This window comes from uncultured Ellagibacter sp., from assembly GCF_934643285.1.
GTDB lineage: Bacteria > Actinomycetota > Coriobacteriia > Coriobacteriales > Eggerthellaceae > Ellagibacter.
In genome coordinates this window covers 1-14,004 of sequence record NZ_CAKUBT010000032.1, presented here as the reverse complement: position 1 = coordinate 14,004, position 14,004 = coordinate 1, and the positions used below count along the sequence as shown (strand labels likewise).

10 protein-coding genes are annotated in these 14,004 nt (G+C 59.7%); 5 read left to right on the top strand and 5 right to left on the bottom strand.

All coding sequences use genetic code 11. From position 1 onward, the window contains the following. The first annotated feature begins 348 nt into the window (after positions 1 to 348). From Q0I65_RS09125 to Q0I65_RS09105, 5 genes are all read left to right on the top strand, one after another. Positions 349 to 2,040 carry a LuxR C-terminal-related transcriptional regulator gene (locus tag Q0I65_RS09125; protein WP_296062743.1) on the top strand — a complete coding sequence of 564 codons (1,692 nt, stop codon included), beginning with the start codon at positions 349 to 351 and terminating at the stop codon, positions 2,038 to 2,040. Positions 2,041 to 2,204: 164 nt separating this feature from the next. After that, positions 2,205 to 4,832 carry a DNA polymerase I gene (polA, locus tag Q0I65_RS09120; RefSeq protein WP_296062741.1) on the top strand — a complete coding sequence of 876 codons (2,628 nt, stop codon included), beginning with the start codon at positions 2,205 to 2,207 and terminating at the stop codon, positions 4,830 to 4,832. A 103-nt stretch (positions 4,833 to 4,935) separates the two neighbouring features. Beyond that, complete coding sequence (locus Q0I65_RS09115) at positions 4,936 to 6,570, top strand: helicase HerA-like domain-containing protein (RefSeq protein WP_296062739.1); 1,635 nt, start codon at positions 4,936 to 4,938, stop codon at positions 6,568 to 6,570. 362 nt (positions 6,571 to 6,932) lie between these two features. Further along, positions 6,933 to 7,673, top strand: a complete 741-nt coding sequence (locus Q0I65_RS09110; RefSeq protein ID WP_296062737.1) for a hypothetical protein — start codon at positions 6,933 to 6,935, stop codon at positions 7,671 to 7,673. Between the two features lie 125 nt (positions 7,674 to 7,798). After that, positions 7,799 to 8,299: a hypothetical protein gene (locus tag Q0I65_RS09105; protein WP_296062734.1), complete on the top strand. Its 501-nt coding sequence runs from the start codon at positions 7,799 to 7,801 to the stop codon at positions 8,297 to 8,299. A gap of 72 nt (positions 8,300 to 8,371) precedes the next feature. Here Q0I65_RS09105 and Q0I65_RS09100 read toward each other — a convergent pair whose 3' ends face one another. From Q0I65_RS09100 to Q0I65_RS09080, 5 genes are all read right to left on the bottom strand, one after another. Beyond that, the gene (locus tag Q0I65_RS09100) at positions 8,372 to 9,448 is read right to left on the bottom strand and encodes an alpha/beta hydrolase (RefSeq protein ID WP_296062732.1); all 1,077 of its coding nucleotides are present in this window, start codon (positions 9,446 to 9,448) and stop codon (positions 8,372 to 8,374) included. 136 nt (positions 9,449 to 9,584) lie between these two features. Next, complete coding sequence (locus tag Q0I65_RS09095; protein ID WP_296062729.1) at positions 9,585 to 11,072, bottom strand: LuxR C-terminal-related transcriptional regulator; 1,488 nt, start codon at positions 11,070 to 11,072, stop codon at positions 9,585 to 9,587. Between the two features lie 146 nt (positions 11,073 to 11,218). Beyond that, on the bottom strand, positions 11,219 to 11,863 hold the full coding sequence (locus Q0I65_RS09090; protein ID WP_296062726.1) for a TetR/AcrR family transcriptional regulator: 645 nt from the start codon (positions 11,861 to 11,863) through the stop codon (positions 11,219 to 11,221). Between the two features lie 99 nt (positions 11,864 to 11,962). Then, positions 11,963 to 13,756: a CocE/NonD family hydrolase gene (locus tag Q0I65_RS09085; RefSeq protein WP_296062723.1), complete on the bottom strand. Its 1,794-nt coding sequence runs from the start codon at positions 13,754 to 13,756 to the stop codon at positions 11,963 to 11,965. Positions 13,757 to 13,797: 41 nt separating this feature from the next. Beyond that, positions 13,798 to 14,004, bottom strand: a 207-nt coding sequence (locus Q0I65_RS09080; RefSeq protein ID WP_296062721.1) for a hypothetical protein, incomplete at its 5' end; no start/stop codon positions are given.

Here is a 14,004-nt window from a genome sequence, read left to right as displayed (position 1 = left end):
GAACGCCCAGGACGCTTCGGCGGTACTTGAGCTTGAAGTCCTTCGACACAAGCGATGTGATGGTGAACCAATTCCGCCGCAATATATTCGCATTCAAAGATGCACCAATCACTTCACTCTTTCCGTTTCAATGCAGGAGCATTTCGACATCTCAAAACCATTGCGTAGTTTAACCCAGTACAGACCGAGCAACGAGCGCATCTTGAAATTCCCTCTTGATGCTTCGGCGATACTGCTATCATGGGTTGCAGGGGGAAAGAATGAATCACATCGAGAAGGTGATTCCCGCTGAACTGGGAAAATGCTGTCACCTTCGCATAGTGATTCATGCTTGTAACGGGGGATTCCATGGGAGTGGATAATTCTGGCGCCGCGTCTGGCGGCGATTTCGGTACACCCAACGCTGCGTCCGAGACCGCGTCTGAAAGCGGGAGCGGCTCGCTCAGCGCCGCAGCTGGTGGCAAGCTCGCCGCGTCCGGCGCCCCATCCGGCGGCAAGCTCGCCGCGTCCGGCGCGCTCTCGTTTCTCGATTCAACGGATGGCAAGGGCAAGAGAAAACCGGTGATGCAAACGTCCGCTGCGTGCGTGCTCGCCACGATCGGCTTCGCGTGCCTCACGGTCTGGGGCACCTATATCGTGTTCTCGCCCGCGCTTCCGCTTTTGTCCTTCGAGCCGTTGGAAATCGCCATCCTATGTCTTATCGTCTCGCGCGTGGTGATGGACGCGTGCCTCGCTTTCTGTTCGAAGTTCCCCGACTTCGTGTTCAGGAGAATGCGGCCTTTGGTGCTGCCCGGTTCGCTGCTCCTGTTCGCCCCGGCGTTCCTTCTGGCGGGCGCGAGCTGGGCGGGGCTTGTCCCGGAAGGGTGGCGCATGCCCTGCGCGATCGCGGTCTGGGTGCTGCTCGGCGCGGGGGAGCTTTCGCTCTCGCTTGTGTGGACGGTGCTCTTCAGCATGATGGCCCCGAAGTGGACGGCGATGTCGATCGCGGTCGGCGGCGCGTTGGCCACTCCGCTCTTTCTGCTGGTCGCAGGCGCGGGAAGCCCGCTCATGGGCCTGTTCGGTTTGGCGTTCATCGTGATCTCGTGCATGGTGCTCGCCTCCATCCTCCTCTCCCGCGTCGACCCCGGCACCTTGAAGGCGATGGAAGGCTACCAGCGCGACCCCTCCATCACGCTCAAGGCCGCGGCCTCGATCGCCGCGAACGGGATGGCGTACGGGTTCGTTGTCGTGATGCTTGCGCTTTCGGGCGTCGGGGCGGTGCTCATTGCCTCGGCGGCGGGCATCGTAGGCTCGGGCGTTGCGATCTTCTGGGCGACGAAGCGGACGAAGTCTCGTTGGGATATGAGCGGCATGCAACGCCTCATCGTTCCGATCGTCGCCGCATCCATCCTGTTCATTCCCTATTTCGGGCATACTGGGCGCATTGTGTGCGGCGCCGTCGCCGTGGGAGCGTTCGCCTACGCGACGCTTATGGAATGGACCGATCTTGTGGTGTCGAATGCCGAGTTCCAGCTCTACCCGGTGAAGCGCTACGCGATGGGGCGCCTTGCGCAGTGGACCGGCTTCGCGCTCGGCGTCGTCGTTGCGTTCTTCGCGTTCCGCGCGGGCGACGTGGCGATCGAGGGGCTTGGCGAGCTGTCCTGCGTGATTGCGATCATCGTCGTCGCGGCCTTCTCGCTCTACGGCGCCGACGACTCGGAAACCGAGGACGCCCTGTTATCCCTCATGACGGCGAGCGCGGAATACCCGCCCTCGATTGACCCGCCGAAGAACGCGTCGCCCTTCCGCGACCGCTGCCGCGCCATCGCCGAGCAGTACGACCTGTCGCCGCGCGAGGCGGAGGTGTTCACGTGCCTTGCGAAGGGAAGGAACGCCGAGTACATCCAGCAGAAACTGTTTATCAGCTCGAACACCGCGAAAACGCACATCACGCATATCTACCGGAAGATGGGGATCAACTCCCAGCAGCGCCTGATCGACCTGGTCGACCGGGAGGAGCAGCCGCCCGCCCGAGAGGAGCGCGACACCCGCGACGCCTGAGAGGCCCGCGCCGCCCGTGCCGCCCGCAACGCACGTGGGGCCCGCGACGCGCGTGGAGACCGCGACGCCCGCGAGACGCGCAGAGGCGTTGGAGAAGATGCGGCCCCGGCCGATTCCGTGCTACACTGATTCGCCGAGAACACCGCGACTCGGGAGGGTCTTCCATGTCTAAAACCGTGGCCGTCATCGACGGCAATTCGCTCATGCACCGCGCCTACCACGCCGTTCCGCCCACGATGAACGCGCCCGACGGCACGCCGACCAACGCGTGCTTCGGCTTCGTCGCCATGCTGCTGAAGTTCGTGGAGATGGCGCATCCGGACGCCATCGTGTGCGCCTTCGATGCGGGGCGCCCGAAGTGGCGTATGGAGGCGATCGAGCAGTACAAGGCGCAGCGTCCTCCGATGGATGACGCGCTTAAAGTGCAGTTTCCCCTGATGGAAGGCCTGCTCGAGGCGATGAACATCCCGGTTGTGCGCGTGGCTGGCTGGGAAGGCGACGACATTCTGGGCACCGTTTCCGCGCGCGACGAGGCGCTCGGGTACCGCACGCTGCTTGTGTCCGGCGATAAGGACGTCTATCAGCTCGTGAGCGAGCTCACCCACGTCGTCACGACCAAGAAGGGCATCACCGACGTCGCGATTTACGGCCCCGACGAGGTCTTCGAGCGCTATGGCGTCACACCCGCCCAGTTCCCCGATTTCCTCGGGCTTAAGGGCGACGCGTCCGACAACATCCCCGGCGTGCCCGGCGTGGGCGACAAGACGGCCGCGAAGCTGCTTTCCGCCTACGGCAACCTCGAGGGCATCTACGAGCACACCGGCGATCTCAAAGGCAAGCAGAAGGAGAAGATCGAGACCAACCGTGACCAGGCGTTCGCGAGCCGGAAGGTGGCGACCATCTCGCGCGATGTCGATTTCGAGCTCGACTTGGAGGACGCGGCGTTCCCCTCGTTCGATGTCGCGCGCGTGACGGCCGCCTTCAAGAACGTCCGCTTCAACGCGCATCTGACCCACGTGCTGAACCTCGTGGGGGAGAAGGCGCCTGCCGAGCGAGCCGCGCTTTCGTGGGAGCCCGTTCTGCACGGGGCCGACGCGCTCGCTGCCGTTAAGGGCGCGATCGCGGAAGGGGAACGCGTGGGTATCGCGTTCGTCGAGCCCGAGCAAGCGTCGCTGTTCGACGCGGGCGCGTTCGCGGCGTTTTCCACCTCGAAGGGCGCTGCTGCCTTCGAAGGCGACGAGGCACTTTCGGTGCTTGCCCAGGTCGTGGCGCAGGGGCGCTTCGCCGCGCTCGACGCGAAGGAGATGCTGCACCGGGTGTATCCCGCGGACACGGCGCAGGAGGCGCTCATCACCGACGAGGAGCTTTTTGCGGCTGAAATCTTCGACGTGGGGCTTGCGGGCTACGTGATGAACTCGTCCGTTTCCGACTACACGCTCGAATCGCTCGCCGACGAGTACTTAGGCGGGGCCCTTCCCGAGGTGAAGACCGACGAGGAGCGCGCCTGCGTGCTCGCAGCGGCGGCGCGCGCTCTTGAGGAGCCGCTTTCCCGGGCGCTCGAAGACGACGGGTCGATGCGCACCTACGCCGAGATCGACCTGCCGCTTGTTCCCGTGCTCACCGCGATGGAGCGCACGGGCGCCGCGATCGACGTCGCGCACCTCGACGAGATCGGCGAGCGCACGCAGGGCGACGTCGATGCCTTACGCGCGCGAATCATCGAGCTCGCCGGCGAGGAGTTCAACGTCGACTCGCCCAAACAGCTCGGCCATATCCTGTTCGAAGTTTTGGGTCTGCCGCCGAAGAAGAAGACGCAGCGCGGATACTCCACCGACGCGAAGGTGCTCAAGGAGCTCGCCGAGGTTCACGAGCTGCCCGCGCTCGTCTTGCGCTACCGCGAGCTCGCCAAGATCAAGTCGACCTACATCGATGCGCTGCCCCGCATGCGCGCAACCGACGGGCGCGTCCATTCCTCGTTTAACGAGACGGTGACGACGACGGGTCGTTTGTCCTCGTCAGACCCGAATTTGCAGAACATCCCCGTGCGCACCGAGTTCGGTCGCCACATTCGCGAGTGCTTCGTGCCGCTCGACGAGGACTCGCTGTTCCTCTCGGCTGACTACTCGCAGATCGAGCTTCGCCTGCTCGCACACCTGTCGGGTGACGAGCACCTGGTCGCGGCTTTCAACAGCGGCGCCGATTTCCACGCATCGACGGCGAGCCGCGTGTTCGGCATCCCCGTCGAGGAAGTGACGCCCGAGCTTCGCTCCCGCGCGAAGGCGGTGAACTTCGGCATCGTCTACGGGCAGCAGGCGTTCGGACTCTCGCAGAGCCTTGGTGTACCGTTTGGCGAGGCCAAGGACATGATCGACCGCTACTTCGAGGCCTATCCCGGCGTGCGCGCGTACCTGGACGCTACGGTTGAGCAGGCGCGCGAGCGCGGGTACGCAGAGACGATGTTTGGCCGCAAGCGCCACATTCCCGAGCTCCACGCGGGCAACGCGAACCTGCGCGGGTTCGGTGAGCGCACGGCGATGAACCATCCCATGCAGGGTTCGGCTGCCGATATTATCAAGCTCGCGATGATCGAGGTGTCGCGCAGGTTGCGGGAAGAGGGCTTCGCCGCGAAGCTGCTCATCCAGGTGCACGACGAGCTGGACTTCAGCGTGCCCCGAAGCGAGGTCGAGGCGCTCTCGGCCATGGTGCGTGAGGTGATGGAAGGCGTCGTCGAGCTCAAGGTTCCCCTCATCGCCGACGTTTCGAGCGCCCCCACCTGGGCGGAAGCGCACTAGCAGGCCGGGGGAGGGCGCGCGCTCGTCGCGTTCTTCGCGCCTCTCGGCCGATTGCGGATCCGCGGTATAATGGGCCAATCTCAGCCGACCGCAAGGAGGACCCGTGCTTCAAAACGACAAGATTTGGATGGCGCAGGGCGAAAACCCCTGCTATCTGCTCCTCAACCAGGCAAATCGCCATGGCCTTATCGCTGGCGCTTCGGGCACGGGCAAGACGGTCACGCTCAAGGTAATGGCGGAAGGCTTCTCGCAGGCGGGCGTGCCCGTCTTCATGGCCGACGTCAAAGGCGACGTCACCGGCATGTGCCAGGCGGGCGTCGACTCCGAGAACATGCAGAAGCGCATCGCCAAGTTCGGCCTCGAAGGGTTCACCTACCAGGGCTGCCCCGCCCGTTTTTGGGACATGGATGGCGAGAACGGCATCCCCGTTCGCGTGACCATCTCCGACATGGGGCCAGTGCTGCTCTCGCGCCTGCTCGGCCTCACCAAGGTGCAGGAAGGCGTGCTGAACATCGTCTTTCGCATTGCCGACGACAGGCAGATGCTGCTCATCGACATGAAAGACCTCCGCTCGATTCTCAACTACGTGAGCGAGCACGCCAAGGAGTACACGACGACTTACGGCAACGTCTCGTCGCAGTCCGTAGGCGCCATCCTGCGCGCGCTCATCGCCGTTGAAGACCAGGGCGGCGACGTGTTCTTCGGCGAACCCGCGCTTGAACTGGCCGATTGGTTCGCCTGCGACCCGAGCGGCCAAGGCTACGTCAACATCTTGAACGCCGCGCGCATTATCCAGCAGCCGCAGATCTACTCGATGTTCCTCCTGTGGATGCTCTCCGACCTCTTCGAGAAGCTCCCCGAAGTGGGCGACCTCGACAAGCCCAAGTTCGTCTTCTTCTTCGACGAGGCGCACCTGCTGTTCAAGGACATGCCGACTGAGCTGCTCAGCAAGATCATCCAGGTCGTCAAGCTCATCCGCTCCAAAGGCGTGGGCGTGTACTTCATCACCCAGTCGCCGAGCGACATCCCCGGCGAGGTTTTGGCGCAGCTTTCCAACCGCGTGCAGCACGGCCTGCGCGCCTACACTCCCGCCGAGCAGAAGGCGGTGAAGGCGGCGGCCGAGGCGTTCCGCGCAAACCCGAGCTTCAAGAGCGAGGACGCCATCATGGAGCTTGGCACGGGCGAGGCGCTTGTGAGCTTCCTCGATGTGGACGGCAAGCCCTCCATCGTGGAAAACGCGAAGGTCCTGCCGCCGCAGTGCCTTATGGCCGCCGCGTCCGACGAGGCGAAATCCGCCGTGATTCAGGGGCAGGCATCGCTCATGGCGAAGTACGGCGACGCGATCGACCGCGAGAGCGCCTACGAGATGATCCAGGACGAGCGCGAGCAGAACGCCGCCGCCGAGGAGCTTGCGAGGGAACGGGCCGAGTTCGAGGCGCAGAAGGCGGAGTTTGCCAAGCAGCAGGAAGAGGCGAAGAAGGCGGCCGAGAAGGAAGCCGAGCGTCAGCAAAAGGCTGCGGAAAAGGAAGCGGAACGCCAGGCGAGAGCGGCTGAGCGGGAAGCGGAACGCCAGGCTAGGGCGGCAGAGCGCGAGGCCGAGCGTCAGGCGAAGGTCGCCGAGCGGGAGCGCCAGAAGCAGAAGGACGCCGTGGCCCGCGTCGCCACGAGCATCTTGGGATCTGCCGGCCGCACCGCCGCCAACCAGATCGTTCGCGGCCTCTTCGGCACGCGCCGCTAGCTGTTGGCGCCGCGAGCACACGCTGCTAGCTAGCAGCGGGTCGCACCAACCTGATGCACTCGCCGCGCCGCCGTCAGCCGCATACCGACGTCCTCCCGTGCGTGTCTCCAGGGGACCGCGCGGGAGGTTCGAGCGAGTTAGCGCTGGTCATTAAACCAGTCTGGCTAAAAAAAGTGGCGCTTTAGAATGGCCACACTTTTCAGCATTCAGCAAGCTCAAGCAATTCAACCGATCGAACGTGTTTTAAGGAAATAAGGTAGAATATTAGTGCAATCTGCGGTCTGGATGGACCGAGCCCTAACGGGCCAACCATTTGTGGCGCCTCGCGTAAGCGGGGCGCCAACTGTATAAAGCGGGGTTCGATGGAGAAAATCACGCTGCTGCACGGCACGTCCCTCTGGGAGGGCATAACGTATCATTCTGCTATGTCTGGTTGGTTTGGGGAGAGCCGCGCACTTGAGCAAACTGGCATGTTCCACATCATTTACTTTAACTATTACGATTTCTTGCAGGGGAAAAAGCTCAAGATCGGTGTGAGCGAATGTATTCCAGCTCTTGAGGAGCTTGGCCTCCATGACGAAGCAAGGTACGTCTCGGGCCTTAAACCGAAAAAACGGGATAATCCGACGCTTTTGCGGTGTCCTTATATGGATGAGGAGCATTACCGGCGGTTAGAACGCGAGCTGCGGAATTTTGGATATCGCCTTATGATCGATAGCTGGGAGTCGCACGCGTATAGCGACCTGCGCTACCACAGGGGACTTTCTACAGACGCATACATGATTGAGTCTGCAAGGGCGGGCTCATCATTTGGACTCAGCTCATATTTCTCGGCTCAGCCGACCATCTACTTTGTGCGAGATGAGGATGGTCCAGCGAATCAGCTTAGATTCGAGGATTTCTATTTTATAGGGTCGTTGAACGGGGGTGAATCGAAAAGAGTCGCCGACAGCTTCTCTAAGTTTCTCGGCGTAGACCAGGTGGGTGAAGTCTTCTTTGAAAAGTACGTCCCCTATGCAAGTTTCGGGAACAGGCCCATAGGCTGCGCGTTTTCTTTTTTGATGGGGTTCCGTTCTACAAGAGCACGATCCACGACTGGCTAGCTGATTGGCATTCCATACCGGAGCCTCCCGATAGCGTCATCGATGCCTTCGTGGCGCAAATGGGATTGTTCGGATCGTGCGACCTTGTGCTCACAGAGGGCGGCGGGTGGAAATGCTCGCGAATTATGGACGGGCAATTCACTGGCGCTTCGCTGGGAATGGATGATGAGGAGTATGCGAAAGCCTTCGTGAAAGTTCTTGAGGATACCCCGCATGTTTCTCCGAGTTGGTGCTTGACCGCACGCGTTAAGGACAAGAATACAGTTGGGGAAGACCATCGAGTTGTTCATGGGACGAGGCATTTTGCGCCTGGGACGAAGGTTTGGCTGCATCCCCCAAATTGGGAGGGACGCGTGGGGGCGATTGGAGTACCTCGCTATTCCGATAAACTGACGCGCATCGTCATGGATGCTAGGAAGCTGGAAGGCTTTGACGTGGAAATGGTCTACAGCAAGGAGATTCTTGCGGCGCTTGCGCATCCGTGGCGCGCATGGCCGCTTAGCAAACTCGCTCCTGTGGAAGTTAGCAGGGGGACATGGGATGCGTCCAATGAGTGCCTTGAGAGAATCCTGGGGTGCATCGGATGGTTGGATCAGCTGGCGCAAGAAGAAGATGCAACCAATTAAGGTGGGCCGCTGGTTGCATGGCAATGAACTGCGCAACCAGCGGCCTGTTAATCCTGTATAGCGATTATGCAGCTAGTTCTTTAGATGCTCGTTTAGGAAATTAACCATAATATCGATCACCTGCGGCTGATTGAACAGCGGGCCGCCGTGCGATGCGCCAGCTATTACGTAACGGTCGGCTTCGACTCCGGCATCGACCAGTCGTTTGTACAGCTCCATGCTGGCGACGGGGGAGACGAGTGTGTCTTTGTCGCCGTGCAGGATGAGGAAGGCGGGATCGGTCCCGTCGATATAGGTGAAGGGGCTTGCAGGTGCTGCGGTATCGGGTGTGTCAAACACGGATGCGCCCTTGTTGTTGCCGAAAGCTGTTCCGTTCACGAGCATGGCCTCAGTGGTTGCGGGAGAATGGTGGCCCTGCTCGATCTCCTCTTGGAGGCCTGCGCCGATAAGTGTTAGGTCGGACACTCCGTACAAGTCAATAACAGCGTTGACCTTCGAATCCTCAGAAGTGTTGTCGCCTTTCTCAAAGTCGGCGATGTCACCTGTCACGCCGAGCATCGTTGCGAAATACCCACCTGAGGAGTTGCCCACAGCCGCCACGCGGTTTTTGTCGATTTTGTAGGTGTCCGCGTTTGCCTTGAGCCAGCGCACTGCAGCTTTCACGTCGAGCAGAGGCTCGGGGAATTTGACGGTCGGTACGACTCGATGCTGCACCGAGGCAACAGCGTAGCCCGCTTCTGCGAAAGCCATGCGATGAACAATGTTGCCCTGGGGGTTCGAGCTCGTGAAGCCGCCTCCGTTTACGAAAACAACGAGCGGAAGTGTTTCTCCTTCGCCCGCCGAGGGCAGAAGAAGGTCGAGCTTGAGGTTGGTGGTGGCATTTGCCGCATTGACCGTCTTATAGACGATGCCCTGAATCTCGTTGATAGTGAGGTCAGTAACTTCTATGTTGAGAACATTGTCGCTTGTCGCCTCGGTGAGGGATGCGGATGCCGTGCCCGACGCAGCCTTGCTCGTGTCATTAAAAGGCTCAGCTGCGGCGGCCGTAGTAGTCTGTGTTGAGCAGCCGACCATGCTGGCTCCAACAGCTGCCATTCCCATGAAAGCGCCGGCTTTGAGCAAATCTCTCCGAGTCATAGAGTTGTCCATTGGTTTCCCCTTTCATTTTGGTTTGTGCGTATCCCCTCGCACAGGTTGAAAGGTATGGAATTGGCGGTGAAAGTGCTACCCATAAAATATGGTAATTTCGATTATCACCAGGTCAAAAAAGAATTAAGATACTCGATTAAAGAGATGATTGCGATTGAACAAGGTCGATCACTTCTTGTTTTGAATGAACGTTAAGCTTGCGGTAGATGCTTTTCGTATGGCTCTGCACTGTTCCCCTCGCCAAGCACAGTTCCTCGGCGATGCGATTGACGGTGTACCCGCGTGCCACGAGGAGTGCGATGTCTGTCTCGCGCGGCGAAAGAAAGAAGCCACTGGCTAGCCAGGTACGCAACGCGTCGTCGCTATTCTGTGTCACAGATTGACTCGGTGAATCCGACGGTACGACGGGGGCTTCTGTATTGACGACCGAAGAAAGATTGCACTTCTTTTGGGAGCTCTCATCATCTGCTACCGGCATTCGGTCCTTAAACGATGGTAAATGCATCATGGCGAATAGTGCGAGGCACATGCCTGCTGCGGATAGGATGACGATTGATAGCATGCCGAGAATCGCGGCGATGGGTTCCGACGATTCTCTGGGAAACGCGATGGGGAGCAAATAGCGGGACACGATTGTGGTCAAGGAAGTAATCGCGAGAAACGTCCCCGCTCCTCCAAGTTCTCCCCCTCGCTTCTCGGTCCAAAATGAAAGGAGTGAGATGAACAATGAGAACTGGAGACAAGTGTGGGTGGTTGCTGCGAACGGCATCGCGTTGTCAGTTAGAGCGAGGGCGAGCGAGCTCAGGATGAGGAGCGCTCCTAGGATGATCAAAATGATGCCTTGCTTAATTGGGAACGGCTTATGCAGCTTCATAATCCCTGCCATCGCGATGGCAATGAGAAATGAGAAAAGGTATGATTTCGGCGTTTCCAGTGTGGGCATATACCCAGTAGTTGGTGCGAACAGGCAAAGAGTCGGCGTGCTCGCGATGAGGCAGAAGCACGTTGCCGCAAGAATGATTATATTGGCGTGAGGGGAAGATTGCTGGCGGAAGGATGGCGGCGCGCTTTTTTGTGGCTGCTTCGCAACGCAGTTTGCAAGTGCGAGAAGCGCAGAGGAGGCGAGTGGAAGCATTACGAGCGATGCTTTGACCGCGCTGTCGGGAAGGTATTCAATGCTCGCCGAAGCGAAGGAGGCGGCGAAAGAGACTGATGCAATGAAGCTCCAATTTTCGTGGCTGGAAAGAAGATGAGAAAACCATCCGAGGGTGATTGCAGAAAAGCCTATGGCAAATGAGACGATTCCCGTGAGCTGCATGGCAAGGGCGAATGTCGATGTAAGCTGGGACGAGGAGAAAAGCAGTGCGGCTGCTATCGCGCAAGCGAATCCGGCAAGAAGTGAAAAGCTTGGGCGTGCTGATCGTATTGCGCAGTACGGGAATTGGCTGGCTTTTCGCAGCGCGAGAGCCGCGAGTCCTACTATAAGAATATTTGTTATGGCGTATGCCTCACGCCCATCGAGTCCAGTGGGGCTGGGAATAAAGAATAGGTTTTGGAAATAGGGACTACGCAGCATCGGCCAATACAGCATAAGGCCTATTGTTACAGCGGTAGTTTTGCGCACTTTTCCTTCCCTCCAACCCTGATGGCTAATTGTAGCGCATAGGCGGGAGGTCTCAGTCTCGAACGTGCTTTGCGATGGGCAGTGATAATTTGTCGAAAAGCATTCTCTACGAAGAGCTGTTTGAAATCACCACTTCAATCTTCAAATTAAATCGAAGACTTCGAATTGCCGAACAATTGACGGTCGGATATGGCGGGGGCGGAATCGTTGGAACGGAAATAGGCCACCCTCATCGAGTTGGCAATGAACGCGATTTGGTCGATGTCAAGAGAGTCTCCCCGATTGGTCGTAGCGGCATGCGCGAGCAGGCCGATGTATGAAGCTGCGATTGTGGCAACGTAATAGGAGCGGAGCTCATCGTTTGGAACCCCCTCGTCGCTCATCATGGCTCCAAGCTCTTCTCGCAGTCGTCTCGCAAGTCTGTCCTTGAAGTAAGGGTCGCCGTTCTCGCTCATAATTGGTTGCAGTAGTTTGCGAAGGTAGCTCCCCATCCCGAAGAAATGCCTGATGCTCTCATAGGGTTTTCCGGCAACGCCGCTTGATTGGAGCCCGGTGGTGCTACCGTTCATCAGGGGGCGATAAAGCATGAGTTCCCCTAAGAGGTACTGCTCTAGACGTTCCAGCAGGTCGTAGGTGTCCTCGAAAAAACGATAGAACGTGGTACGAGCTATTGCGCAACGCTCCGACAATTCCTTGACAGTGATTTTGGCATGGGGCTTCTCTCTCATGAGGGACAGGTAACCCGATATGATCTGGCGTTCCTGAAAGTTGAAAGCCTCGTTGAAGTCCATGATACATCCTCCCTATCTCGCATTGTAGCGCGATTGCGCATCCGGCGAGGTCGGCGCCGGTTCGGAAAGGCGAACCGGCGCCGATTATCTTTCGGGTTGCTAGAAAATCGGGTGCGTGGGATGCGTTGCTTCGTCGACCTCGAACACGTAGTCGTCACTGTACTTCGGCGGGATGACCGGGATTTGCAGGTACGACTCAAAGCGACCGCCCGTGTGGAACACGTGTTCGCCTGCATTGTCTGTCTCCCAGATAAGCGGCTCGATCCAATGCGCTTCGCGGATGTAGCGGCCGGCGATGTGCACGCGGATAGTCTCGCCTGCGTGCCAGATGCGGCTCGTCGGGTTTATCTCGATGTCTATGGGCACGATTTCGCCCGGTGAGAGTTTCTGATCGCGCAGATGCGACTGAACGGGCTGATAATCGGTTGACAGCTCGGGATCGAGCTCTCGGTGCGACACGCGCATCTTGCCCCAGGCGCCTGGGTGTGGGGCCGTGCCGCCAAAGATGGTGACGGGTTGTTCCACACCGGCGCGCGAAAGCTTCTTCACGGTGACGAACAGGTCCATGTCGTCATGGCCCGCCGCCTCAACCCAGGCATGCAGTTTCATGTAGCCCGTGAGTTCGGTGTCCCGTTTGAAGGTGTGGTCGAAGACGATTTCGCCCTCGTTGGCGTCGTATCGCGCTTCGGACTCGGCGGCGGGGTTCTCGAGCCCCATCGACGCGTCCGCGGCATTTAGATAAAGCTTCTTGTACTGCGTGCGCGCGAGCGGGAACTCGCGCTCGGGGCGGTTGACCTGCCAGCTTTCGTCGAAGCGGTCCTGCACTTCGATGCGTACGCGCGGCGTGGACTCCCAGCCGTTGCGGATGCCCTTGCAATAGCGGTCGAAGAACATTTTGAGCTCGGGCAGGTATGTGGAGGAGTAGAAATCGGGCCACTCGAACTCGCGGTGCGCGCGCAGCCACTTCTGCTCGCTGGCAATCTTGCGCCAGCCGTTGACAGAACCTCGCAGGTGGAAATGGTTCCAACCGGCTGTCACGTAGGCGGGTACGACCACCTTCGAGAAGTCGGGGATCTTATCGGCCCAGTAGCCGTTCATGAGCGGGTAGCGCTCAGCCATGCCGCCCATGTCGTCGATGCCTTTGAGGCCGCATGCCCCCGCCGTAGCGAAGTTGGTGAATTGGATGGCCGGGATGCCCCCTTCGCAGAGCGATTCGCGGTACATGTCGCTCATGCCCTCCCACGGGGCGATGCACGCGAGGTGCGGCGGCTGCTCGGCAGCGATATGCCACTGGCTGATGGCGAGTGCGGACGAGCCCGCCATGGTCACCTTCCCGTTGCACCAGGGCTGCTCGGCGCACCATTCGATGAAGTCGTAGCCGTCTTCGGCGTCCTGCTTGCCGAACTGCTCATGGTACCCGCCCGAGTAACCGATTCCGCGGATGTCCACGTTTGCGACGGCATAGCCGTTGGGCACCCAGAACTCGGGGTCGGCAGCTTCGAATTTCGCCAGGTCGGAAATGGACCCTTTGGGGACGCCCGGGGTGTAGGCCTTGAGCTCGTCGGGGCGGTACTCGTTGGGACGCTTGCCGTAGTTCGACCAGGCGAGGATGACGGGAACCTTGGCCGTCGAGTCGGCAGGGCGGAAGATGTCGGCATACAGGACGACCCCGTCACGCATGGGGACCGCTACGTCCTGGTCGCAGATAATCCCGGGTGCCGCCTCGTAAGTGCGCTGGTTAAAGGGGTAGGGCTTGCGGAGTTTTTTCTCGTCCTCGGGGAGTTTCTCGAACTCCCCGATCGGGGTGGGGACGAGCTCCTTGGCGTAGAGCTTGTCGATAACCTCCCCACCCAACTCGGTTTTCACTGTGAATTGCTCGCGTCCGAATAACATGATTCTTCCTTTCGGGTCGTTTGATGAAATGAGCGGCGGGATTATTCGCCTCTTTCAGTTGAGGGATCTTGCGCGCTTGCGCCATCGGGAGAGGGGTGCTTGCCTATGGCGAATTTTCCGATGAGAGCGTCGCATACCCAGGAAAGCACGAACGTGACCAGAGTGCCCCAGGTGAAGATGACGAGCATGTCGATTCCGTTCAAGCTCATAGGGGGCAGCAGCTCTCCCGCGATGGGGAATGATGTCTG

Excerpts from the sequence above, each read along its gene's own strand:
- polA (WP_296062741.1), top strand. The coding sequence starts at position 2,205 with ATGTCTAAAACCGTGGCCGTCATCGACGGCAATTCGCTCATGCACCGC.
- Q0I65_RS09110 (WP_296062737.1), top strand. The coding sequence starts at position 6,933 with ATGGAGAAAATCACGCTGCTGCACGGCACGTCCCTCTGGGAGGGCATA.
- Q0I65_RS09100 (WP_296062732.1), bottom strand. The coding sequence starts at position 9,448 with ATGGACAACTCTATGACTCGGAGAGATTTGCTCAAAGCCGGCGCTTTC.
- Q0I65_RS09125 (WP_296062743.1), top strand. The coding sequence starts at position 349 with ATGGGAGTGGATAATTCTGGCGCCGCGTCTGGCGGCGATTTCGGTACA.
- Q0I65_RS09090 (WP_296062726.1), bottom strand. The coding sequence starts at position 11,863 with ATGGACTTCAACGAGGCTTTCAACTTTCAGGAACGCCAGATCATATCG.
- Q0I65_RS09085 (WP_296062723.1), bottom strand. The coding sequence starts at position 13,756 with ATGTTATTCGGACGCGAGCAATTCACAGTGAAAACCGAGTTGGGTGGG.
- Q0I65_RS09105 (WP_296062734.1), top strand. The coding sequence starts at position 7,799 with ATGGACGGGCAATTCACTGGCGCTTCGCTGGGAATGGATGATGAGGAG.